Annotated in this window: 18 protein-coding genes; 4 read left to right on the forward strand and 14 right to left on the reverse strand. The window is 68.3% G+C overall.

The window, feature by feature from the left end:
* Positions 1-10: 10 nt before the first annotated feature.
* From ACZ5QD_RS12015 to ACZ5QD_RS12030, 4 genes are read right to left on the reverse strand one after another with little or no spacing between them, the layout of a single operon-like run.
* On the reverse strand, positions 11-667 hold the full coding sequence (locus ACZ5QD_RS12015) for a potassium-transporting ATPase subunit C (RefSeq protein WP_006896124.1): 657 nt from the start codon (positions 665-667) through the stop codon (positions 11-13).
* Between the two features lie 4 nt (positions 668-671).
* On the reverse strand, positions 672-2,768 hold the full coding sequence (kdpB, locus tag ACZ5QD_RS12020) for a potassium-transporting ATPase subunit KdpB (RefSeq protein WP_045538766.1): 2,097 nt from the start codon (positions 2,766-2,768) through the stop codon (positions 672-674).
* Complete coding sequence (gene kdpA, locus ACZ5QD_RS12025; protein WP_006896121.1) at positions 2,768-4,456, reverse strand: potassium-transporting ATPase subunit KdpA; 1,689 nt, start codon at positions 4,454-4,456, stop codon at positions 2,768-2,770. The genes kdpB and kdpA overlap by 1 nt, the downstream gene beginning before the upstream one ends.
* Before the next feature lie 12 nt (positions 4,457-4,468).
* Positions 4,469-4,567 (reverse strand): potassium-transporting ATPase subunit F, encoded by a 99-nt coding sequence (locus ACZ5QD_RS12030; RefSeq protein ID WP_081598092.1) that lies wholly within the window; start codon positions 4,565-4,567, stop codon positions 4,469-4,471.
* Between the two features lie 311 nt (positions 4,568-4,878).
* Here ACZ5QD_RS12030 and ACZ5QD_RS12035 point away from each other — a divergent pair, with 311 nt between their 5' ends.
* On the forward strand, positions 4,879-5,493 hold the full coding sequence (locus ACZ5QD_RS12035) for a hypothetical protein (protein ID WP_006896120.1): 615 nt from the start codon (positions 4,879-4,881) through the stop codon (positions 5,491-5,493).
* A 9-nt stretch (positions 5,494-5,502) separates the two neighbouring features.
* Here ACZ5QD_RS12035 and ACZ5QD_RS12040 read toward each other — a convergent pair whose 3' ends face one another.
* The gene (locus ACZ5QD_RS12040; protein ID WP_464366778.1) at positions 5,503-6,858 is read right to left on the reverse strand and encodes an HNH endonuclease signature motif containing protein; all 1,356 of its coding nucleotides are present in this window, start codon (positions 6,856-6,858) and stop codon (positions 5,503-5,505) included.
* Between the two features lie 408 nt (positions 6,859-7,266).
* Between ACZ5QD_RS12040 and ACZ5QD_RS12045 the strand changes: the two genes are divergently transcribed.
* Positions 7,267-8,202, forward strand: a complete 936-nt coding sequence (locus ACZ5QD_RS12045) for an alpha/beta hydrolase (protein WP_464366779.1) — start codon at positions 7,267-7,269, stop codon at positions 8,200-8,202.
* Positions 8,203-8,318: 116 nt separating this feature from the next.
* Here ACZ5QD_RS12045 and clpB read toward each other — a convergent pair whose 3' ends face one another.
* From clpB to ACZ5QD_RS12080, 7 genes are all read right to left on the reverse strand, one after another.
* Positions 8,319-10,871 carry an ATP-dependent chaperone ClpB gene (gene clpB / locus ACZ5QD_RS12050; protein ID WP_006896116.1) on the reverse strand — a complete coding sequence of 851 codons (2,553 nt, stop codon included), beginning with the start codon at positions 10,869-10,871 and terminating at the stop codon, positions 8,319-8,321.
* Between the two features lie 261 nt (positions 10,872-11,132).
* Entirely contained in the window at positions 11,133-11,843 is a 711-nt protein-coding gene (locus tag ACZ5QD_RS12055; RefSeq protein ID WP_045538761.1) for a hypothetical protein, read from the reverse strand.
* A gap of 120 nt (positions 11,844-11,963) precedes the next feature.
* On the reverse strand, positions 11,964-12,644 hold the full coding sequence (locus ACZ5QD_RS12060; protein WP_045538759.1) for a response regulator: 681 nt from the start codon (positions 12,642-12,644) through the stop codon (positions 11,964-11,966).
* Positions 12,641-13,879 (reverse strand): sensor histidine kinase, encoded by a 1,239-nt coding sequence (locus ACZ5QD_RS12065; RefSeq protein WP_231650258.1) that lies wholly within the window; start codon positions 13,877-13,879, stop codon positions 12,641-12,643. Before ACZ5QD_RS12065 ends, ACZ5QD_RS12060 begins: the two co-directional genes overlap by 4 nt.
* Before the next feature lie 733 nt (positions 13,880-14,612).
* Positions 14,613-15,254 carry a hypothetical protein gene (locus ACZ5QD_RS12070; RefSeq protein WP_006896112.1) on the reverse strand — a complete coding sequence of 214 codons (642 nt, stop codon included), beginning with the start codon at positions 15,252-15,254 and terminating at the stop codon, positions 14,613-14,615.
* A 432-nt stretch (positions 15,255-15,686) separates the two neighbouring features.
* Positions 15,687-16,367 carry a potassium channel family protein gene (locus ACZ5QD_RS12075; protein ID WP_231650257.1) on the reverse strand — a complete coding sequence of 227 codons (681 nt, stop codon included), beginning with the start codon at positions 16,365-16,367 and terminating at the stop codon, positions 15,687-15,689.
* Positions 16,360-17,745: a TrkH family potassium uptake protein gene (locus ACZ5QD_RS12080; RefSeq protein ID WP_006896110.1), complete on the reverse strand. Its 1,386-nt coding sequence runs from the start codon at positions 17,743-17,745 to the stop codon at positions 16,360-16,362. Before ACZ5QD_RS12080 ends, ACZ5QD_RS12075 begins: the two co-directional genes overlap by 8 nt.
* 106 nt (positions 17,746-17,851) lie before the next feature.
* Between ACZ5QD_RS12080 and ACZ5QD_RS12085 the strand changes: the two genes are divergently transcribed.
* Positions 17,852-19,324 carry an amidase gene (locus tag ACZ5QD_RS12085; protein WP_062366524.1) on the forward strand — a complete coding sequence of 491 codons (1,473 nt, stop codon included), beginning with the start codon at positions 17,852-17,854 and terminating at the stop codon, positions 19,322-19,324.
* 29 nt (positions 19,325-19,353) lie between these two features.
* The gene (locus ACZ5QD_RS12090) at positions 19,354-20,058 is read left to right on the forward strand and encodes a GntR family transcriptional regulator (RefSeq protein ID WP_464366780.1); all 705 of its coding nucleotides are present in this window, start codon (positions 19,354-19,356) and stop codon (positions 20,056-20,058) included.
* Positions 20,059-20,063: 5 nt separating this feature from the next.
* Here ACZ5QD_RS12090 and ACZ5QD_RS12095 read toward each other — a convergent pair whose 3' ends face one another.
* Complete coding sequence (locus tag ACZ5QD_RS12095; RefSeq protein WP_006896107.1) at positions 20,064-21,536, reverse strand: NAD-dependent succinate-semialdehyde dehydrogenase; 1,473 nt, start codon at positions 21,534-21,536, stop codon at positions 20,064-20,066.
* Between the two features lie 24 nt (positions 21,537-21,560).
* Positions 21,561-24,482 (reverse strand): FAD-binding and (Fe-S)-binding domain-containing protein, encoded by a 2,922-nt coding sequence (locus ACZ5QD_RS12100; RefSeq protein WP_464366781.1) that lies wholly within the window; start codon positions 24,480-24,482, stop codon positions 21,561-21,563.

A 24,482-nucleotide genomic window follows, 5' to 3' on the forward strand; every position in this document is an offset into this window, starting at 1 on the left:
GTCGCCGATGCTATCGGCAGGCGGTGCCATGCGGCTCTGTCCCGGCCCGCGTCTCGCGCGCGCTCTGCAGGTCGCGGTTCACCTGTTGGACGTTGACCCGCTCCCGCCCGAGGAAACCCAGCTGGCGGCCCCGGGTGTGGTCGGCGATGATCTCGCGGACCTCCTCCGGCGCCAGACCCGACGCCCGGGCGATCCGCGGCACCTGCAGAGCGGCGTACTCCAGGCTGATGTCGGGGTCGAGTCCCGAGCCCGAGGCGGTGACGGCGTCGGCGGGCACCTGTGACGGCTTCACGCCCTCGCGCTCGGCGATCGCCGCGCGGCGGGCGTCGATGATCTTGACCAGTTCGGGGCTGTTCGGGCCGAGGTTGCTCGCCCCCGACGCCGCCGGATCGCCCGGCGCCATCGGGTCGTCGACGCCGCCGGCGACCCGGTTGTGCAGGAACGGGTCGGGCTGTCCGGGCGCGGGCCGCTGGTCGACGCCGAGCAGGTCGGAGGCTCGGCAACCGTGCACGTCGGACTGGAACGACCCTTCGGCAGCAGTCGTGTGGAATCGCGAGATGCCCCAGACCGCAACGGGGTACAGGCCGCCCACGACGACGGCCAACGCGACCAGAGCGAGCAGCGCCACACCGCTCTGCCGGATCAGGCCGAGCAAGACGTTCTTCATGTCCTCATCCCATCCCCGGCAGCAGCCGGACGAGCAGATCGATCAGCCAGATGCCGATGAACGGCGTCACCACGCCGCCGAGCCCGTAGAGCAGCAGGTTGCGGCGCAGCAGATTGGCCGCGCTCGTCGCCCGATAGCGCACGCCCTTCAGCGACAACGGAATCAGCGCGACGATGATCAGCGCATTGAAGACGACCGCGGAGACGATCGCCGACTGCGCCGAATGCAACCGCATGATGTTGAGTGCGTCGAGCTGCGGGTACACCGTGCTGAACAATGCGGGCAGGATCGCGAAGTACTTCGCGAGATCGTTGGCCAGCGAGAACGTGGTCAGGGCGCCGCGGGTGATCAGCAGTTGTTTTCCGATCGCCACCACCTCGATCAGCTTGGTGGGATCGGAGTCGAGGTCGACCATGTTGCCGGCCTCCTTGGCCGCCATGGTTCCGGTATTCATCGCCAGCCCCACGTCGGCCTGAGCCAGCGCGGGAGCGTCGTTGGTGCCGTCGCCCGTCATCGCGACCAGTCGGCCTCCCGACTGCTCCTTTCTGATCAGGTCGAGCTTGTCCTCGGGAGTGGCCTGGGCGATGAAGTCGTCGACGCCCGCCTGGTCGGCGATGGCCTTGGCGGTTAGCGGGTTGTCGCCGGTCACCATCACGGTGCGGATACCCATGGCGCGCAACTGCGAGAAGCGCTCGGTCATCCCCGGCTTTACCACGTCCGACAGTTCGATGACACCGAGCACATGCGACCGCAGCCCTCGCCGGATGCCGACCACCAGCGGCGTTCCGCCGCGGGTGGCGATGGTGTCGACGTCGGTGCGCACCTGCGCCGGGAGCTCGCCGACCCACTTCTCGACCGCATCTGCGGCACCCTTGCGGTATTCGCTGAGCCGCCCGTTCTCGTCCACGTCGACGCCGCTCATCCGCGTCTGAGCCGTGAACGGCACCACGGTGATACCCGGATCGGCGCCCGATCTCGCCGCGGCAAGCGAGACCTCGTCGAGCGGGGTCACCTCGTAGCGTTCGATCGCCAAGTCGATGATGCTGCGGCCCTCCGGGGTGTCGTCGGCCAGGCTGCACCGGTACGCGACGCCCGCCAGCTCCACGAGTTCCACTCCGTCTGCCGGATGGAACTCTGTGGCCCGGCGATTGCCGTAGGTGATGGTGCCGGTCTTGTCCATCAGCAGGGTGTCGATGTCGCCCGCCGCCTCCACGGCGCGCCCCGACATGGCCAAGACATTGCGCTGCACCAGCCGGTCCATGCCTGCGATGCCGATGGACGAGAGCAACGCCCCGATCGTCGTCGGAATCAGGCACACCAGGAGTGCGATCAGCTTCACCGGGTCGGCGGCTTGTCCCGCATAGCTCTGCATCGGACCGATCGCGACCACCGCGAGCAGGAAGATGATGGTCAGCGCCGTCAGCAGGATGTCGAGCGCGATCTCGTTGGGAGTCTTCTTGCGCGACGCACCTTCGACGAGCGCGATCATTCTGTCGACGAAGGTGCTGCCCGGCTCGGCCGTGATCTGCACGACGATGCGGTCCGACAGCACGACGGTGCCCCCGGTGACCGCCGACCGGTCGCCGCCGGACTCCCGCACCACCGGCGCGGACTCCCCGGTGATGGCCGACTCGTCGACCGTCGCGATGCCTTCCACCACGTCGCCGTCCCCGGCGATGGTCTCGCCCGCCTCGACCACGATCCGCATTCCCGGCTTCAGCTCCGCCCCGGGGATCCGGCTGATGGCGCCGTCGTCGCCGAGAACCCGGGCAACGGTGTCGCGCTTCACCTTCCGCAGGCTGTCGGCCTGCGCTCGGCCGCGCCCCTCGGCGACTGCCTCGGCCAGACCCGCGAAGATCACCGTGAACCACAGCCACACCACCACCGTCCACGCGAACACCGATGGGTAGACGATGGCCAGCACGGTGGTGATCGCCGCACCGAGATACACCACGAACATCACCGGGTTGCGAGCCTGATCGCGCGGGTTGAGCTTGCGCAGCGCCTGGGGCAGCGACGACACGAGCTGCCTCACGTCGAATGCACCGGTCCCCGCCATGCTCGTGTCGTTCGCACTCTCGTCGCTCTGCGTCGCAGTCATCACAGTGCCTCCGCGATCGGTCCCAGCGCCATCGCCGGGAAGAAGGTCAGTCCGGCGACCAGCAGCGTGGTGCCGAGAAGAAGTGAGCCGTAAAGGATTCCGCTGGTGGGCAGCAGCGAGACCGATGTCTCGTTCTGTTTGGGCTTCTGCCTGGCCAGCAGTCCGGCCAATGCGAGCACCAGGACGATCGGCACCAGCCGGCCGAACAGCATGGCCAGCCCCAACGAGATCTGGAACCAGTCGTTGGTGGCGGCGAGTCCGCCGAACGCGCTGCCGTTGTTGTTCGCCGCCGACGCGTATGCGTACATGATCTCGCTGAACCCGTGGATCGCACTGTCACTGCCGCGGGCACCGTCGTTGCCGAGAGCCTCCGGTGTGGATCCGAGAAGAACAGTCACCGCGGACCCCGCGAGCACCAGCGCCGGCATCACCAGTACGTAGAGCGCGGCGACGGTGATCTCCTTCTGACCGATCCGCTTGCCCGCGAACTCCGGCGACCGACCCACCAGCAGGCCGCCGACGAAGACCGTGATGATCGCGAGCACCAGGAGTCCGTAGAGGCCCGAGCCGACGCCTCCGGGGGCGACCTCGCCCAACAGCATGTTCCAGAGCAGCCCTCCGCCCGATGCTGCGGCGAAGCTGTCGTGAGCGGCGTTCACCGCACCCGTCGACGTGCCTGTGGTCGACACCGCGAAGAGAGCGGAGCCCGGAATCCCGAACCGATACTCCTTGCCCTCCAGCATGGCGCCCGCGGCCTGCGACGCGATCCCGTCGGTCCGCGACTCGAAGGTCCAGACCAGCGCCAGCATCGCGCCCCAGATGACGGCCATCACGCCCAGCAGCGTGAGCCCCTGTCGGCGATCACGCACCAGCGTGCCGTAAGTGCGGGTGAGACAGACCGGAATGATCAGGATCGCCAGCACCTGGACCACGTTGGTCAGTGGCGTCGGGTTGGAGAAGGGGTGCGCCGAGTTGGCCCCGTACGTTCCACCGCCGTTGGTGCCGAGAAGCTTGATCGCCTCTTGGGACGCGAAGGGACCCAATGGGACCCGTCCCGCGGTCCCGTCCACAGTGGTGAATTCCGCTGCCGTGTGCCACGACTGGACCGCCCCTTGGAAAACCAGGATCGTCGCCACGATCAGCGCCAGCGGCAGCAGAATCCGGACGGTGCCCCGCACGAGATCGACCCAGAAGTTGCCGAGCACTCCGTTGCCCCGGCGGCTGACGATGCCCCGGATCAGCGCGATCGCCACGGCCATGCCGACCGCCGCAGACAGGAAGTTCGCAACCGCCAGGCCGAGCATCTGCGACAGGTTGCTGATGACGGTCTCGGGCTCGTACGACTGCCAGTTGGTGTTGGCGACGAACGAGATCGCGGTGTTGAAGGCGACCGCCGGAGACATGCCGGGCTTTCCGTCCGACCACGGGAGATGCCCCTGCAGACGCTGCAACGCGTACAGCACCAGGATCGAGACACCGGAGAATCCGAGGACCGACAGCGCGTAGCCGCGCCAGGTCTGATTCGCCCGCGGATCGACGCCGATCACCCGGTAGAGCAGACGCTCCGGCGGAGAGTCCTTCACGGACTCGTACACCCGCGCCATGTAGTCGCCCAGCGGCACATACACCACCGCGAGCACGACGAGAACAGCTGCCAGCTGCAGAATGCCGGCCGAAAGATCAGTCAATGCCCCGACTCTCTAGAACTTGTCCGGGTACAGCAGCGCTGCCACCAGATATCCGACGACGCCGATTGCGGCGATCAACAGCACCACCGACACCGTGCCAGCCCCGGTCATCGCCCGGTCCCCCGCTCCAGTGCGAACAGCAGTCCAGCGCACGCGGCTATCGCGAGCACGGCGATGCAGACCATTACGACGTCAGCCATCTCCCGGCCTCCTCAATCCGACGGCCCGCCGGTCCGGCGGGCTCGGACCTCACGCTCGTCGCACGAGATGCGCTGCGCCAGATGCCTTAACGCGATCTATACGGCGGCGCCGAGGATCTTGACGGCTCCGTTCACACCGCATGCCCCCACGCTCGGCGATTTGCGCGCGGACCGCCGTCTCCGGTGTAGTTGCATGGTCCAGCTCACCCTCAGGAGTTTCACGTGAAGCGCAGCATCCAGTTGGCCACCGTCGGCGCGACCGCCGCTCTCGCCGCGACCGTCGGGGTCGCATTCGCCCCGGGCGACGCCGCAGCCGGCGTCGTCGGCGGGTACCAGCAGCCGGCATCCGGAGCCGTCTCGATCACCTCCGGGACCAACGAGATCAACGTGATGGTGATCAACCGCAAGGACGCGGACCAGTGCACCGTCACCGCCACCCGGAGGGACGCCAAGACCGGCACCAAGACGTTGACCCGCACCGTGAAGCTCAACGCACTGAACCAGCACACCGGCATCGCGAACTTCGCAGGAATGTTCAACAAGACCGACTACACCGTCTCCGGCACCTGCGTCGGAACCAAGGCGACCGAGCCGTCGGACGAGCCGGGAGACGCGAAGTCCGGAGAAGCGAAGTCCGACGCCGCCGAGACCGGCGAGCAGATCACCACCAACCTCCTCGGCGGGACCAACAAGGTCGTCGTGAAGGTCGACAACTCGGTGAACTCGAACTACGCGCAGTGCTTGCAGATCGTCAAGGGTGTGTCGTGGGATCTCGGCCTCCGCGGCGCACCGCTGGAGACCGTCATGAAGATCGCCACGACCTTCTGCCCGCGGTAGCCGCCGCAGTCACGCGGCTGCCGGCGCCGACGTGAGCGTCCTGCGCGCGTTCGACCGCAACTCCCTTCGCGGCCGGTGCGGCTGGTCGGTGTCCGCAGGCTCACGGAACCAGGGATACCGATCGTGGCCGATGAACACCTCCCACCCCGATTGATGAATCAGCGTGTGGTGCATCCGGCACAGCAGAACGCTGTTGTCGAGCGACGTCTCTCCACCCTGCGACCACGGAATGCAGTGATGCGCATCGGTCCATCCGACGGGCCGGCCGCACCCTGGGAATGCGCACCCTCGATCTCGCACTTCGAGTGCCCTTCTGATCCCCGCCGTGACCAGCCGCTGTTCACGGCCGACGTCCAGCGGCACCGACTCGCCGTCGACCACGATGCGCCGCACCGCCGCATCGCAGAGAACCAGACCCACCGTCGCGGACGACACCGGCCCGGTGTAGCCGAGCGACGAGACCCTCTGCTCCGCCTCCGACCGCCTGCCACTCACACGTTCCTCCGTGCGACTCGGCACGACCAGAGTGACGTGCGGAAGGACGCCGCCGCTCGACGGGCGATCGCGTCCGCTGAGGAAGGAGCGGACTATCTGCCCGAACGCATCTGCACGCCGCCGTCCCACCGCGCGCGGATCGGGTGAGCCGTCCGGCAGCGGCACCGGTCGGCACAACCGATCCAGCGCCGCGCTGAGTTCCTCTCCGGTGAGCACATCCACGTCGAGCGTCGCCGAGATCCGACCGTCGGCCCCGACTGCCAGACTCATCTCATTGAGCTCCGAGTTCTCCGCGACCGGCACCGAGTCCGGATCGGATTCATCGAGTTCCGGAGCCCATTCGAGCGCGAGTTCCCGCGCTCGGCGAGCCACATCCGCCGGAGTCTCCTGCACCGTCAGCCGCCGAGCCAGATCCTCACGCGCCGCGGAGTCGAGCGGGATCCGCTTCTCCACGAACGCGATCCCGCGTCCGACGGCATCGACGTGTTCCACTGAGACCCCGCCTGCGCGCGCCTGCCGCGACAACGACGGGAGCGTCGCCGCGACGCCACCCACCCGAGCGAGACGATGTGCCGCCGCCGGCGAGTGACCGAGTCCTTTCAACAGGTCGACGACCGATCTCACTCGCTTGCGAGTCGGAAGCCCCGATCGCGCGGCAGCCTCCGACACTCCAGCCAACGCCGTCGTCGTCAGATTCAGCAGGCGGGTCAACTCCGCCATCAACACGAGGAGTTCGCGGTCGTCGACGCCGGCGCGAGCCACCGAGTCGATCAGTCGCGCGAGCGAACCTCCCGACTCGCCTCCCATTGCCGGAGACAACTCGTCCGACAGACGATCGGCGAACTCCTTCACAGCTTCAGTCAGATTCATGATTCCCCCTTTCGCACGGCCTCCCTCGTCGCGATCGAGTCGCAACGCACTGCATCACGCAACAAGCACGCCAGGGTCGCTCAACAGTCACCCCCGAGCCGGGTGCCGGTCCGACGAATCCGGACCGGCACCGACCCCATCTGCACTTTCGATTCTCAAAGAACTCGAAGCGTCCCGAAGAGACCTTCACGCTCGATCTGTGATCTATGCTACATTCGACTTCTAGATAGTACAAGTGTTCGACTCGTCGGGTGGGGGTCTCATCCACGGACTCGTACCCAGGAAGGATTATTCCTAGGCAACTACCGGGCCTGGGCCACGTCAACAGAAGTGGGAAGACTGGATGCAGCGGCCGACAGAGACATACCCATCACATGATCGGCCGAGAATCGACAGAGAGGCGAGCACGTGTCCAACGACATCAAGCACATCAAGTTCCAGAACCCGGACATGTTCTGGGAGATCGCGGCGGACCTCTACTTTCCGCCGTCGTTCGACGAATCCAAGAAGTACCCGACCGTCATCAGCGCGCATCCGATCGGCAGCTGCAAGGAGCAGACAGCGGGCAACATCTACGCCACGCGCCTGGCCGACGAGGGCTACGTGGTCATCGCCTTCGACGCCAGTTTTCAGGGTGAGAGCGGCGGCACCCCACGGCTGATCGAGGATCCGACCCAGCGTGTGGAGGACTTCCGCCGGGTGGTCGACTACCTCACGACGCTCCCCTACGTCGACACCGACCGAATCGGCGCGCTGGGTGTGTGCGGCGGCGGCGGATACGTGCTCGCTTCGGCGCAGAGTGAGAAGCAGATCAAGACAGTCGTCTCGATCACCGGCGTGAACTACGGTCGCATGGTCCGCGAGAACGCGGCGGCAGCCGGCGGCCCGGTGGCCGCGCTCAAGCAGATCGCCGAGCAGCGCACCGCCGAGGCCGCGGGAGCCGAGGGCGCGATCAGTGCTGCTCTGCCGCCATCGGCCGAGGCCGCGCAGCAGATCGGCGACATCGACGTCGTCGAGGCCTACGACTACTACTGCACCCCGCGCGGACAGTCCGCGAACGGCAAGGCGATCTTCGACGTCGCACACGGCGCGTCGGCCATGGTGTGGGACGCCTTCGCCTTCGCCGAGACGCTGCTGACCCAGCCGGTCATGGTCGTCGTCGGCGACAAGCCCGGAGCATTCGGCGCCTACCGCGACGGATTCGAGATCAACCGCCGCGCGGCGTCCGAGGTCAAGGAACTGGTGGTGCTCCCCGGCGTCTCGCACTACGACCTGTACGACCAGCCGCGGGGTGCGGGTGCGGCATTGGAGAAGGTCATTCCCTTCCTGGCCGCGAACCTCTGATCCATCCCACACGACGGAGGTCCCGCACTCGAAACCCGAGTGCGGGACCTCTGTGCGATTCCATCGGTACCGCTCAACCGGCGGAACTCAACCGATGAGATTCAACGAGGCTCGGCTCAGCCGACCACGAGGGTCTCACCGTCGCCGCTGACGTCCACCGGGACGGTGTCGCCGTCGCGTACCCTGCCGGCCAGCAACGCCTTCGCGAGCTGGTCGCCGATGGCCTGCTGCACCAGGCGACGCAGCGGACGCGCACCGTAGAGCGGATCGAATCCGCGTTCGGCCAGCCATTCCTTGGCCTTCGGCGTCACCTCCAGTTCGAGACGACGCTGGTGCAGACGCTTGGCCAGGTTGTCGAGCTGGATGTCGACGATCCGGACCAACTGCTCGGGCGAGAGAGAGTCGAAGATGACCACATCGTCGAGCCTGTTGATGAACTCCGGCTTGAACGCCGCGCGGACGGCCGCCATCACCTGATCCTTGTCACCGCCGGCGCCCAGGTTGGACGTCAGGATGAGGATGGTGTTGCGGAAGTCCACCGTGCGTCCCTGACCGTCGGTCAACCGCCCCTCGTCGAGCACCTGCAGCAGCACGTCGAAGACGTCCGGGTGAGCCTTCTCGACCTCGTCGAACAGGACCACCGAGTACGGACGACGACGCACCGCCTCGGTCAGCTGGCCACCGGCTTCGTACCCCACGTACCCGGGAGGCGCACCGACGAGCCGCGCGACGCTGTGCTTCTCGCCGTACTCGCTCATGTCGATCCGGACGATCGCTCGTTCGTCGTCGAACATGAACTCGGCCAGGGCCTTCGCCAGCTCGGTCTTGCCGGTTCCGGTGGGACCGAGGAACAGGAACGAGCCCAGCGGACGGTTGGGATCGGCGACGCCCGCGCGAGCGCGTCGGACCGCGTCGGAGACGGCCTTGACCGCCTCGAGCTGACCGATGACTCGCTTGCCCAGCTCGTCCTCCATGCGCAGCAGCTTGGCCGTCTCACCCTCGAGCATCTTGCCCGCGGGCACGCCCGTCCACGCCGAGACCACCTCGGCGACCTGGTCGGGACCGACTTCCTCCTGCAGCATCACGTCCTCGTCGGGATCGGTGCCGCTCTTCTCGATCGCGGCCTCCAACTCCTTCTCGAGGCCGGGGATCCGGCCGTACCGGAGCTCGGCGGCCCTCCCGAGATCACCGTCGCGCTCGGCCCGCTCGGCCTCGCCGCGCAGACGCTCCAGTTCCTCCTTCACATCGCGGACGGCGTCGATGGCGGTCTTTTCCGACTGCCAACGGGCCGACAGCTCGTTGAGCTTCTCGCGGTGATCGGCCAGCTCGCGGCGCAATGCCTCGAGTCGTTCCTTGGACGCGGCGTCGGTCTCCTTCTCCAAGGCGACCTCCTCCACTTCCAGGCGCCGGACGATGCGCTCCACCTCGTCGATCTCGACCGGACGCGAGTCGATCTCCATCCGCAACCGTGACGCGGCCTCGTCGACCAGGTCGATCGCCTTGTCGGGCAGGAACCGCGACGTGATGTAGCGGTCGGAGAGCGTCGCGGCAGCCACCAGAGCCGAGTCGGTGATGCGCACGCCGTGATGCACCTCGTACCGGTCCTTGAGTCCGCGAAGGATGCCGATGGTGTCCTCCACCGACGGCTCACCGACGTACACCTGCTGGAACCGGCGTTCGAGGGCCGCGTCCTTCTCGATGTACTTGCGGTACTCCTCGAGCGTGGTGGCACCGACCAGCCGCAGCTCACCGCGGGCGAGCATCGGCTTGATCATGTTGCCCGCGTCCATCGCGGACTCACCGGTCGCACCGGCACCGACGATGGTGTGCAACTCGTCGATGAACGTGATGATCTGTCCGTCCGACGCCTTGATCTCGTCGAGGACCGCCTTCAGCCGCTCCTCGAACTCGCCGCGGTACTTGGCGCCCGCGACCATCGAACCGAGGTCGAGCGAGATGACGGTCTTGCCGCGCAACGACTCCGGGACATCGCCGGCCACCACGCGCTGGGCCAGACCCTCCACGATGGCGGTCTTGCCGACGCCCGGCTCGCCGATGAGCACCGGGTTGTTCTTGGTACGGCGCGAGAGCACCTGGACCACGCGGCGGATCTCGGAATCGCGGCCGATCACCGGGTCGAGCTCGCCTTCGCGAGCGCGCTTGGTGAGGTCGGTGGAGTACTTCTCCAGCGACTGGTACGTCGCTTCCGGGTTCTCGCTGGTGACGCGCGCTGTGCCCCGGACGGACACGAACGCGTCACGCAGTGCCTCCGGCGTGGCGCCTGCGCCGGCCAGCAGTCGTGCAGTCTCCGACTCACCGGTGGCCAGTCCGACCATCAAATGTTCGGTCGAGACGTACTCGTCGGAGAGTTCGGTGGCCAGCTTCTGCGCAGCGGTGATCGCCGCGATGGACTCGCGGCTCAGCTGCGGCTGCGCGCTCGCACTCGACACGGTCGGAGCCCGGTCGACGAGGGTCTTGGCCTCGTTCCGGATCCGCACGGGGTCGACGCCGACCGCCTTGAGCAGCGGCGATGCGATGCCGTCGGTCTGCTCGAGGAGTGCGACGAGGATGTGGGCCGGCCGCACGTCGGGGTTGCCCGCCGCGGCCGCGTCTTGGACGGCAGCCTGCAGTGCAGCCTGTGTCTTGGTGGTGGGGGTGAAGCTGTCCACTGACATTCGCCTTTCTGTTGAGCTGTCCGGTTCGGCACTGCCGAACCTAAGTCTACGAGGCTCAGGTTTGCCTCTCGAGTAGTTCAACTATCTGAAAGTTGAGTCCATTCCACTAAACCCCAGGGGTTGTCAGTGATACAGGACACAGGTCGAATGTAGCCCCACCTGCAACTGTCGTCCGACGTCGACGAGTCTTCGACGCCGCGCTTCGACGAACGTTTCGTCCGGAGCACGCATCGCGCTTCCAGCCGCGTCACACCGTCACAAGCTGCACGGCATCTGTGCGTACGCGGAGATGTCGCACACCGACTTGTCGGACAGCTTCCATGCGCTGTCCTTCCACACCCACCGCAGCGGGATATAGCGCGAGCCCGACCCCGGAAGGGTCATCTGCAGTCGGGCGTTCGCCGTGGTGCCGTTCTGCGTCAACGGGCCCACCACCTGGTACCGGAAGCCGGTGTACGAATACTGCTTCACCAGGTACAGCACTTTCGAGATGGGACCGACCGCGCGGGAACCGCCCTCGAGGAGCTTCGCCTTCTGAGCGGACGACGAATTGCCGGACAGCGTCGTCAACTGGCTGTTGAACTCGGCGAGCGTCGGCGGAGTGGGACCGGATCCCTGCGACTGAGCGGTCGTCGGCGCCTGCTGCCTGGTGGCGACGACGGGGGCTCCGGGTGCGAGTCCGGGCTCGTCGGTCGCCGGCGCGTCTTCGGCGACCGACGCCGACGCGTCGGCCGTGGCCGCCGGGGTCTGCGTTCCGCCCTGGACCGCAGGGGCCTGCTGGGTGTCACCGAGACTCACCACGGTGGCAGGCGATTGCGCAGCAGTCGTGGGAGCGGCACCGCTGAGCATCATGGCGACCACGCCGACCACGACGATCAGGGACGAGATCACGGCAGCCAGACCGGCCGCGGCGATCACCGTCGGCGAATTGACACCGGTACCCGACTGACCTGTTCTCCGACTCATTCTTCCTGCACTCCTGATCGCCCCTGGACAACCGTCTGCCCGGCTGTCCGATCGCGCACCACCGCGCGACACAATTTAGGCAAGGCTAAACTATGCAGTCGAATGCGGCAACGCCGACCTCTACCGTTCGCGCTGCGCCGCGACGACGCCGTTCTCATACGCGCAGATGACCAAGTGCACGCGGTCGCGGGCATCGAGCTTCGTGAGCAGTCGTCCTATATGAGTCTTGACAGTGGTGATCCCCAGGTGCAGGCGGTCGGCGATCTCACCATTGGACAGTCCTGCGGCGACCAGTTCGAACACGTCCCGCTCGCGGTCGGTGAGACGGTCGAGTTCACCGCTGCGCACCGCCGGCCGCTCCGGCGAACGCCCGAGCTCGGTGATGAGTCGCCTGGTGATCGACGGCGAGAGCAACGCATCACCGCGGGCGACGGTGCGAATCGCTTCCAGCATCTGCTCCGGCGGCGTGTCTTTGAGCAGGAACCCACTGGCCCCGCCGCGGAGCGCGGCGAAGACGTATTCGTCGTCGTCGAACGTGGTGACGATCAGCACTCGGGCCGCGGCGTCGTCCGCGACGATCAGACGGGTGGCCTCGATTCCGTCGATGCCGGGCATCCGGATGTCCATCACCACCACGTCGGGCGCAAGCCGGCGGGCGGCGCGGACCGCCTCGCCTCCGTCCCCGGCTTCACCGACAGCGGTCAGGTCGGACGCCGAGTCGATCAGCAGCCGGAATCCGGCGCGCACGAGCTGTTCGTCGTCCACCACCAGCACGGTGGTCGTGTCCGCGGGATCGTTCACGGCGCGCCCGCCGCGTCCGTCACCCGCACGGGCAGTCGTGCCCGGACAGTGAATCCACCGTCCGGATCTGGACCGGCGACGACGTCCCCGCCGAGGAGTTCGACGCGCTCACCGATTCCGGCGAGGCCGAGCCCGGCACCGACCGGATCGGACGGCACCCCGTGTCCGCCGTCGTCGGACACGGTCAGCAACAGGTGGTCCGGACGGTGGGTGAGCCGGACGGTCACCGCGGCGCCCGGAGCATGCTTGACGGCGTTCGTGACGGCCTCCTGAACGATTCGATATCCGGAGAGTTCCACCGCGGGCGGATACGACCTCGGCGGTCCGTCCTCGACGACACTCACCGAGACCACCCCATCGTCGCTGATCTGCGCCGCGAGCGCGGTGAGGTCGGCCAACCCGGGGGCCGCAGCCGCGTCGTCCGGCGCAGTTTCGCGGATCTCGCGCAACAGTCCGCGGAGATCGGACAGTGCCGAGCGGCCCGCAGTCTCGATGGTCGCGAGTGCGCGACGTGCCTCCTCGGGCTGCTCGTCGAAGACCACTCGGCCGATCCCGGCACGGACGACGATCATGCTCAGCCCGTGCGAGACGACATCGTGGACCTCGCGCGAGAGGCGGAGATGGTCCTCGGCTCGCAATCGACGCTGCCGCTCCAGCGCCGACAGCCGTTCCTGTTCCCGCACCCGAGCCTGGAACTTCCGTCGGCTCCGCGTCGCGTCGCCGATGATCCAGGCCGGGACGGCGAGAAGCAGGTGAACCGCGTCCTGCTCGATCTCGGGGTGCAGCGAGAAGGCGACCGCTCCGCCGAGCGAGACGACCAACACCGCGCCCGCAGTGACCACCGCCGACAGCCGACGCGCGCAGCGGTCCGCAACCGTGTAGACGGCGATCGGGAACACAAGCCCGGCATCGGATACGAACGGCGTGAACTGCACGCGTAACAGCATCGCGGCCACCGACACCGCGGTGATCACGCACAGAACCGCGACGGGGCGTCGCCGTCGAAGTATCAGCGGAGCCGCGGCCAGCGCCCCGAACGCGGCTTGCGCGGCCGGAGACCCGTGACGGTCGACCACCCCGAGCAGCAGTGGCCCGGTGAACAGCGCGAAGCACGTGATTGCGATCGTCAGATCCACCAGCATCGCGAATCCGCCGGCGCCCAACCGGTTCTCGATTCGAACGTGCCACGGCGGTCGCGCCGACGGCACTGTCGACGGATGCACGGGATCTGCCATGTCTCTCAATCTAGAAAGGATGAGACTCCGGCCGCGTCATTCCGGAGTCCTCGCCTGACGTCCTCCCCCGGTACCACCCCGGCTAGCGGATCGTCTCGGAGTACCGCCGAGAAACCGGCTCGTAAGCCGACGACAGCCGAGACCGCCGGCGGCACCGTTGAGTCATGACCATTTCCACTTCACGTCCCTGCAGCAGTCGTTCCCACATCTCGTCGCTGTCGGCAGCCCTGTTCGGTTCCGCTTTCGTGGCGGGACTGATTCACGGTGCACTCCTCTACGCCGGGCGCTCGCCCGTCCACGAGCAGCATCAGGCCGGTACATCGGCGTGGTGGCAACACGCGGTACTGGCCGGGCTCGCGGCCGCTCTCGCGATGGCCGTCGGCATCCATCGCCGTCGCACGGGTCGCCGCAGACCGGCGGTCCTGCTGCCTCTCGGACGACGGGCGGCTCTTCGTGTCCGACGCACGCTCAGAGCCTCAGCCGCGGGGCAGAGCCGTTGGCGCCTCGCGGCCGCCCTCCCGCCCACCGCACTGCTCGTGTTCTGCGTATACCGCGCCGGCGTCCAGGTCATCGGCGGGCTCGACCCGAACTTCACGGTCAACGCCTGGGGCGGACCCGGTTACATCGGCGCGATGGCGTGCCACTACCTGGACGCAGCACTCCTGATGGCGTCCGCCGCGTTGCTGCTGGACGTGATCCTGCTGCCGGCAGACGACGGTGCGGTCCGTACCGGTCACACCGCGTCGCGTTCACGGGGCACCGCCGCGGGAACCGGGGGACGACCGGACAGGACTCCGTACATCGTCCTACCGTGCCAATCGGTGGTCGCGAAGGGCTCGGCCGCCCAACCCGCCACGAACCAGTCCCGCAATTCCGGCGAGCCGGTCCAGGCGTAAAAAGGCCTGTCGCGCTCGGCGCAGTATCGCTCGACGACCCGCATCATGTCGATGAGCGTGCGACCGCCGCGTCCCCCGGGTTCGACCGTGGTGAGGGTGCAGTTGACCGCGTCCTCGACCGGCGACCACAGCGGCGGCTGTGTCCAGAGCTCGGCCAACCTCTCGCGCAGACCCGGTGTACGTGCCGCCACCTCGACGTCCGCGGGAGTGAGCGGCGGCTCACCGTCTGGCGACAGATCGACGTCGTGCGGCTGCCAGACGAGTACTCCGACCAGCCGCCCGTCGCTGCGGGCGCCCGTGACACACCCGACTCTCAGCAACGGACGAAGGAGCAGGCGAGCGAGCCACTCCCGCTTGTCCGAATCGCCGACGTGCTCGCCCAGCAACCACTGGTAGAGCGGAATCTCCCGGATCCCGTGGGCGGCGAGCCGCACGGCCTCGGTCAGGTCGGTGTCATCAAGGGTGACGATCTCGGTCATTCATGCGGTCCCATCGCTGCGATCCGGTGCTCGACCGCACCGGGTGCCGGAAGAAAGCCGAGAGGCCGCTTCGCAATGAGCGAAGCGACCTCTCGTCGAATCGAGCTACGTCGTCTCGAACTACGGCGTCGCCGGGGTGTCTCCACCGCTGCTGCCGCCGCTGGAACCGAGAGCGTCCATGATCGGGGTCAAGAAGTCGATTTCGAGGCGAAGCGGGCCGTCTGCCATTTTCTACTCTTTTCTCTATCGGGGAGGTCGTCCGATCAGTTGTCAACCGAACGCGTTAATCACGTTGCGCCCTCGTGTCAGATCCATCACAGAATGACGGGTTTTCGTTACAAAACCGTTATCTGGACAGTTGTCGGCGTTCGCCGTGAATACCCGGCCCGACCAGGAGTTATGGGAGAAATCGGCGAATTTCGAGCTCTGGGCTCACTTGTTGTCCGCGAACCGCTCCACGGCCCGCCTCGGACCCGCGACGATCAACACATCGTCCTCATGAACCACGGTGTCGACGCCGGCGAACTCGAACGCGCCGTCACCCTTCTTGATCGCGACGATGGTGACGCCGTAGGTGCTCCGCACTCGGCTCGACTTGAGATCGAGACCGACGAGGTCGTGCGGTACCGACGACTTCCCCATCGCGAACTCGTGGTCGAACTCCGCGTAGTCGAGCAGCCGCCGATCGATGACGAGATGCGCCACTCGCTCGCCCATCTCGTGCTCCGGCAGCACGACGTGATGGGCGCCGACGCGAGTGAGGATGCTCCCGTGCTGACGCGACAAGGCCTTCGCCCAGATGTCGGGAACCTCCAGATCGGCGAGCACCGACGCGGTCAGGACACTGGCCTCGAGGTCGGCCCCGATGCAGACGATCACGTGATCGAACGTCTCGACGCCCAACTGGCGCAGCGCCTGTGGATCCGTCGAATCGATCACCGCGGCGTTCGGCAGGTCGTCGGAGTATCGCTGCACGAGGGCCGGATCGCTGTCCATCGCGAGCACCTCGACGCCCTGATTCACGAGCTCGATCGCCAGCGACGCCCCGAACCGGCCGAGACCGATGACGGCCACGCGCCGCTCGTCGTCGCGAGTCCTTCTGAACCTAGCCAACGATCGGGCGCTCCTCGGGTCGTTCGAATCTGCGGGCCTTCTCCCGCAGCGCGAGAGCCGATCCCAGCGTAATCGGACCGAGGCGGCCGAGCAGCATCAACCCGACCAGAAACAATTGCGCCGCGCCGGGAAGATCCGGCGTGATCCCCGTCGACAGTCCGACGGTGGCGAACGCCGACACCGTCTCGATCAGCACCGTATCGAGGGTGTAGTCGGTGAGGTACATCAGCGCGAGCGTGGCGGCGACGACCGCGCCGACGCCGAGGAGCGCGACGGTGATCGCCTGCCGCTGGACGTCCGGCCCGATCCGCCGCCTCATCGCATGTACGCTCGGCTCACCCCGGATCTCGCTCAAGATCACGTAGCCGAGGATCGCGAAGGTGGTGACCTTGATGCCGCCCGCGGTACCCGCACTGCCGCCGCCGATGAACATCAGGACGTCGGTCACCAGCAGCGAGCTCGACTTCATCGAGCCGACGTCGACGCTGTTGAATCCGGCCGTGCGCGGCGAGACTCCGGAGAACATGCCGGCGAGCAGCTTGTCGGAGAGTCCCAGATGGCCCAGCGTGGCCGGATTGGTCCACTCCGTGGCGGTCAGCGCCACCACGCCGACCACGGCCAGCGCCGCGTAGGTGACCAGTGTCATCCGGGTGTGCAACGACAGCCGCAGCCGGGCGGCGCGGCCCACACCCCGCAGCCTCAGTCCGGCGCGGCGCATCTCGCGCGCCAGCTCGAAGAGCACGGGGAAACCGAGTCCGCCGAGAATCAGCGCCGCCGAAACGGGCACGATGATCCACGGATCGCCGACGAAGCCGACGAGGTTGTCGCTGAAGAGGGCGAACCCGGCGTTGTTGAACGCCGAGACCGCATGGAAGACGCCGAGGTAGGCGGCACGCCCCGTCGACTCGCCGTAGCCGGTCGCGAACCGGACCGCGAGAATCGCCGCGACCACGGCCTCGATCACCACCGTGGTGCCGATCACCCCGAGAATCACCCGCCGGCCGTCGCCGAACACCGTGGACTTCGATTCCCGCTGCGCCGCCATCTGTGTCTGCAGCCGCACCCTCCGTGCGATGAGCAGACCGAAGATCGTCGCCAGCGACATCACCCCGAGTCCGCCCACCTGAATCAACACCAGGATGACCACCTGGCCGAAGCCCGACCAGTGCTCGGCGGTGTCGACGACCGAGAGCCCGGTGACACAGGTCGCCGACGTCGCGGTGAACAACGCCGCCACCAGGCCCGTGCCCCGTCCGTCGGCCGACGACGTCGGAAGCGTCAGCAGCACGGTTCCGGCGACGATGACGAGAACGAAGCCGATCAGGATCAGACGTGCAGGTCGTAGCGCCGGGCGTCGCCGGCCCGCGGCGGGCAGCATTTTCAGAAGACTACCCCGCACAGGCCGGAGACCCTTGACGAACCGACTCGCCTGCGTAGGATTGTCGACAATCAACAGACCGCGATCGAGAGAGACGGTCGATGTCATGAGCACACCGCACGCGAGCACCTGCGCACTCACCGCATTGGAGCTGACCGAGGCCTATCGCGCCGGCACCCTCTCGCCGGTGGAGGCGACCGAAGAAGCTCTTGCTGCGATCACCCGCCTCGACCCCGCGCTGAACGCCTTCTGCCTGGTGGATCCCGAGGGAGCCCGTGCCGCGGCGCGCGCCGCCGAGCAACGCTACCGGCACGGCGATCCGCTCGGCCCGCTCGACGGCGTACCCGTGACGATCAAGGACATCTTCCTCACCGCGGACCACCCGACGCTCCGCGGCTCGCGACTGCTGGCAGACGGGCAGGCGGCCGCCCCTCCGACCGACGACGCCCCCGCTGTGGCCGCGACGCGCGATGCCGGCTGCGTGGTCCTCGGCAAGACCACCACACCCGAGTTCGCGTGGAAAGCGGTGACCGATTCTCCGCTGACCGGGATAACGCGGAACCCCTACGACCCGGCACTGACTCCCGGTGGATCCAGCGGCGGGTCGGCGGCCGCCGTCGCCGCCGGACTCGGCCCGCTGTCGGTCGGCACCGACGGCGGCGGGTCGGTCCGGATCCCCGCATCCTTCACCGGAACGGTCGCGCTGAAACCCACCTACGGCGTGGTGCCGATGTACCCGTCCAGCCCGTTCGGGACCCTCGCGCACGCCGGTCCGATGACCCGAACTGTCACGGACGCCGCCGCGTATATGGATGTGCTGGTCCGGCCGGACTACCGCGACTGGTCCGCGGTGCCGGCACAGGCGACGGCCCCCGAGCCCGGGGGATTTCTCGCGGCCGTGCTCGAGGGCACCCGCGCCGACCGCCCGCTTTCCGGCCTGCGGATCGCGTACAGCCGCGACCTCGGCTTCGGCACCAACCATCGAGACGTCGAGCGAGAGGTGAGCGCCGCGGCACGGACGCTCGAGAGCCTCGGCGCGCGGGTCGAGGAAGTGACGCTGGAACTCGCCGACCCGGCCGATGCCTTCCACGTCCTCTGGTTCGCCGGAGCCGCGGCCGTTCTGAAGCCGTTCGGCGACGATGTGTCCGACCGGATCGACCCCTCCCTTCGCGCGGCCCTGCACCGGCATTCGGAGTTCACCGCGCAGCACTACCTCGACGCCGTCGCCGTGCGGATGGCGCTCGGCGTCCAACTCGGCGCACTGCACACGGACTACGACCTGCTGCTGACTCCCACCACCCCCGTGCCGGCATTCCCGGTCGGGAGCGACGTCCCTCCGGGATGGCCCGACGACGACTGGACCTCGTGGACGCCGTACACCTACCTTTTCAATATGACTCAGCAACCCGCACTGTCGGTGCCGTGCGGCGTCACCGACAGCGGCCTTCCGGTCGGCGCTCAGCTCATCGGACCGCGCTTCGCCGATCTGCTGGTGATGCGGGCGGGAGCCGCGTTGCAGGCGGCAGTCGCCGACCGCGTACCGCGACCGCGGATCCACGCATGCTCCGAAGAAGCGTGAAGACGGGAAGCGGGATGACGGGAAGCGTGATGACAGCGAGCGACCGTCCGGCGAGTTCGTTGGAACCCGTCGTCCAGGAATCGACCCCCGCGATCATCGCCCGCGCCCTGCGCCGGGCGATCTCCGCCGGAGAGTTCCCGCCCGGATCCCAACTCGGCGAAGCCACCCTGGCGAAGCAGCTCGGAGTCAGCCGGGGACCGTTGCGCGAGGCGATGCAGCGGCTCACGCAGGAGGGGCTGCTGGTCTCGCGCCGCAATCGGGGCCTGTTCGTTCCCGAACTGACCGCCGACGCCGTCGCCGACATGTACCTGCTGCGTACGACGATCGAACGCGCCGCGGTGGAGCGGATCCTCGCGGCCGGAACGGGGCCGTCATGCGCCGACCGTCTCGACGCCGTGGTCGCGCGGATGTCGGCGGCTGCGACGAGACGCGACTCCCCTGCGATGATGGCCGCCGACCTGGAGTTCCACCGCACCATCGTGGAGTCCGCCGAGAGCGACCGGCTCTCGCGGGTGCACGAGACGGTGATCGTCGAGACGAGCATGTGTCTTCGGGCCATGGCGCCGACATACGCTCCTGGCTCGGACCGGGTGTCGGAGCACCGCGAGATCGCCGACGCCGTTCGCGCCGGCGACCGGACTCGTGCGGTCGCCGTCCTGGAAGCGCACATGAGCGACGGGCTGGCCCGGTTGACCGGCGGCACAGCCGAACCGGCCGCCGGCCACCTGCCGTAGCGGGCCTAGGTCGCGTTCCGCACCGGCATCGCCACGTACTTGGTCTCCAAGAACTCGTCGATGCCGGAGAATCCGCCCTCCCGGCCGAGACCCGATTGCTTCACGCCGCCGAACGGTGCCGCGGGATTCGAGACCAGCCCGGTGTTGAATCCCACCATCCCGGTCTCCAGTCGCTCGGCGATGGAGAAGCCGCGATCCGCGGACTCGGTCATCACATAGGAGACGAGACCGAACTCCGTGTTGTTCGCGAGTTCGACGGCCTCGTCGTCGGAGTCGAACGGCACCAACGCGGCCACCGGCCCGAAGATCTCCGTGCGCACCATCTCGGCGTCGGACGCGACGCCGGTCAGGACCGTCGGCGGGTAGAACCATCCGCGCCCCTCGGGCCGCTCGCCGCCGCACAGTACCTCCGCACCGCGGGAGACGGCGTCGCGCACCAGATCGTCGACCTTGTCGACGGCGGCGCGGTTCACCAACGGACCCACATCGGTGCCGTCGACCGCCCCGTCTCCGACGGTCAGCTCCGACATCCGGGTAGTCAGCCGCCCGGCGAAGTCTCCGATCACCGAACGGTGCACCAGGATCCGGTTGGCGGCCGTGCACGCCTCGCCCATGTTCCGCATCTTGGCCGCGAGGACTGCCTCGATCGCGACATCGAGATCGGCGTCCTCGCAGACGATGAACGGGGCATTGCCGCCCAGTTCCATCGACGTCCGCAGCACTCCGCGGGCGCATTGTTCGAGCAGCGACTTGCCGACGTCGGTGGAGCCGGTGAACGACAGCTTGCGCGCCTTGCCCGAATCGATCCACGGCTCGACGACCGAGCCGGCCGACGAGGTGCAGACCACCGAGAGGACTCCGTCGGGCAGCCCCGCCTCGCGCAGCAGATCGGTGACGTACAGGGAGGTCAGCGGGGTGAGGCTGGCCGGCTTGTAGACCATCGTGCAACCGGCGGCGATGGCCGGCCCGATCTTTCGCGCGACCATCGCGAGCGGAAAGTTCCACGGCGTGATCAGGATGCACGGTCCCACCGGTTCCTGGGTGACGATGATCCGCGACTTGCCGTCGGGACTGCGCCGCGCATCGCCGCGGATCCGCACGGCCTCCTCGGCGAACCAGCGGAAGAATTCGGCGCCGTACGCCACCTCGCCGCGGGACTCGGCCAGCGGTTTGCCCATCTCCGCGGTCATCACCGCCGCGACCTCGTCAGCCCGTTCGGTGAGGAGTTCGTACGCTCTCCGCAGGATCTCCGACCGCTCGCGCGCGGGGGTCGCCGCCCACTCGCGCTGGTGTGCCGCCGCCGAGTCGATCGCCGCGACCGCATCGCTCTCGCCACCGTCGGCGAGCGTCGCCAGCACCTCTCCGGTGGCCGGGTTCTCGACGTCGAACGTGCTGCCGGAAGACGCCTGGCGCCAGCGTCCGTCGATGTGGATGCCGGTGCCTAGACCGGCGATGATGTCGGCGACGGAACGGGTCATGACATACCTCCTGTGATGATTGAGCTATCGGGGTCCTCCCCCGCCGGCCGCGGGGTCGGCGGAGTGCGATTCGAGTGGGTCCGGGTCGAGCAGTTCCAGCAGATGCCGTCCTCGCCGGTCGGCGCCCGTGGCTCCGCCGGCGACCGGATCGGTGACGGCGAGGCGACGGATCGCGGTGGCGCACGAGAAGCCGTCGGTGAGCACCGGAGTGTCGGGATGACGCCGCAGTGCGGGCGCCAGCGATTGCTCGGCCACCGCGTCCGACACCTCCTCATGACCGGCGGTGAAACCGAAATCGCCTGCCACACCGCAACACCCGGTCGCCTCGACGATGCTGCCGACGCCGAGTGCGGTGAGCGTCGCACGCTGGACCCGGTTTCCGAAGGTCGCGTATTCGTGGCAGTGAGTCTGAAGCACCACCGCCTCAGGTGGTCCGTCCGGCCACTGTGGCGCACGCCCTTCCTCTGCGAGGCGCCCCAGGTGCACCGCCACCGATCGTACGCGCGCCGCCACGCGGCGTGCCCGCTCCGCATCGGCCGCACCCACCGACTCCTCCGAGAGCAGTCGCGGCAGATCCTCGCGCAGTGCCGCGGCGCAGCTCGGCTCCACGACGACGATCGGCGCCTCCGGGTCGAGGGCGTCGAGATGCCGGGCCGTGCGCCGCAACGTCCTGCGGGCGGCGTCGAGCCGACCGGTGGTGATCTGAGTGAGCCCGCAGCAGTGGTGCTCGCTGCAGGCGACCGCGGCGTGGACGCCGCCGAGCACCCGGACAGCCGCACCGGCCACCTCCGGACGCAGCCCCCGGGTGAACGAGTCGAGGAACAGCACCACCTCGGCCGGTCCGGGCGCGCCGACACTGTCCGGAGCGCGTCCGAGTTCGGCGCGCAGCCGCGCTGCGGACGCGAACTGCGGCAGCACCCGGCCCTGCGCCAGACCGCCCAGCCGCGCACCGGCGCGGCCGGCCCGCGAGGCCAGCAGCCGGTTCAGCGGTCCGGCGGCGTACGGGGTGAACCGCAGCCACGTGGGCAGCAGACCGAGCGTGTAGTGCGCCCGCGGCCGCAGCCGTCGGGCATATCTGCGGTGCAGCGCCTCGGACTTCATCGCCGCCATGTCCACACCCGTCGGGCAGTCGGACGAGCACGCCTTGCACGCCAGACACAACTCCAACGATTCGGCGACCATCGGTGAGTCCCAGTCCGCGGCGGCACCGCCCCGGACCAGTTCCTGCAGCACCCTCGCGCGGCCGCGCGTGGAGTCCTTCTCGTCGCCGGTGGCCCGGTAGGACGGACACATCACTCCGCCCGAGTGAGTCCGGCACCGTCCGATGCCGATGCACGACTGGGCGGGATGCGGGTCGACGTCGGCCAGCGCGAGGTCGGCGTCGATCGGCCGGGTGGCCCGGAGTCCGCCCGGCGCGAGCAGGCCCCGAGGGTCCCAGATCGACGCAAAGCGGTCGAAGGCCGTCAGCATCTCGTCGGAGTACATGATCGGCAGCAGCTCCGACCGCGCGCGTCCGTCGCCGTGCTCCCCGGAGAGCGAGCCCTCGTAGCGCACCACGAGGTGCGCGGCATCGGTGCAGAACTCGCGGAACACGGTGCGCCCCTGCGAGGTCCGCAGATCGAAGTCGATTCGGATGTGCATGCAGCCGGCGCCGAAGTGGCCGTACATTACGCCGGTGAGACCGTGCCGGCCGAGCAGGTCGCGGAAGTCGGCGAGGTAGTCGGCCAGCAGGTCCGGCCGCACGGCGGCGTCCTCCCAGCCGGGCCAGGTGGAGATGGTCTCGCCCGTCGCGGGATCGGTGAGCCGCGAGCTGAGTCCGGCGCCGTCCTCGCGTACGCGCCACAGGTCGGCGCGCTCCGCGGGATCGTGCACCTGGCGGACGTCGACCGGGTGTCCGGCGGTCCGCAGCTCGTGCACCAGTTCATCGGCCGCGTCGGCACCGCGGTCGGTCTCGATGAACAGCCATGCGTGCCCGGAGGGCAGATCGGCCACCGCGTCGGCGCCGCGCCGGCGGCGCATCGTCTCCACGATCACCTCGTCGACCCCTTCGACGGCGGTGGGTCCGTGGAGCAGCAGCAACGGCACGTCGCGCGCCGCGTCGACGATGTCGGCGTATCCGGCCACGATCAGCGAGGTGGTCGCGGGCCGCGGTACCAGCGCGACCGTGGCCGAGGTGATGACGCCGCACGTTCCCTCGCTGCCGACCAGCGCACGGGCGACGTCGAAGCCCTCCTCGGGAAGCAGATGCCTGAGGTGATAGCCGGACACCTGCCGCGGAATGCGTCCCAGCTCGGTCCTGATGGCGGCGAGGTGGTCGGCGGCCAGCGCGCGCAACTCCGACTCGAGGTGTTCGGCGCGCGCCGCGGCCTGGGTGTCGGCGGGATCGGTGGCCCTGATTCCGTTGCGGGTGGCGGTGACCCGCAGTCCGTCGGCGGTGACCAGGGCGAGTTCGACGACGTGATCGGCGGTGCGGCCGTAGCGCACCGAGTGGTTGCCGCAGGCGTCGTTGCCGACAGCCCCGCCGAGGCAGGCACGGGTCTGGCTCGACGGGTCCGGGGCGAAGGTCAGGCGATCGCCGGTGGACGCGTGCACCGCTGCCCGCAGCGCGGTGAGCACCACCCCGGCCTGTGCCGTGGCCGTACCCGCTTCCTCGTCCACGCGGAGCACCCGGTTCATGTGGCGCGAGAGATCGATGACCAGTCCGTCACCGATCGAGTTGCCCGACATCGAGGTGCCGCCTCCGCGGGCGGTCACCGGCACTCCGAGACGGTGACAGACGGTGAGCGCCGCGGACACCTCTCCCTCCGACCGGGGGAAGAGCACCGCCGCGGGCACCACGCGGTAGTTGGAGGCGTCGTAGGAGTACTCGGCGAGACGCCGCGGAGAGGACTCCGGGGCCAGTCCTTCCGCGCGGAGTGCATCGATCAGCGCGGCGGGGACTGTCAT

The sequence above is a fragment of the Gordonia sp. J1A genome, from assembly GCF_055393515.1.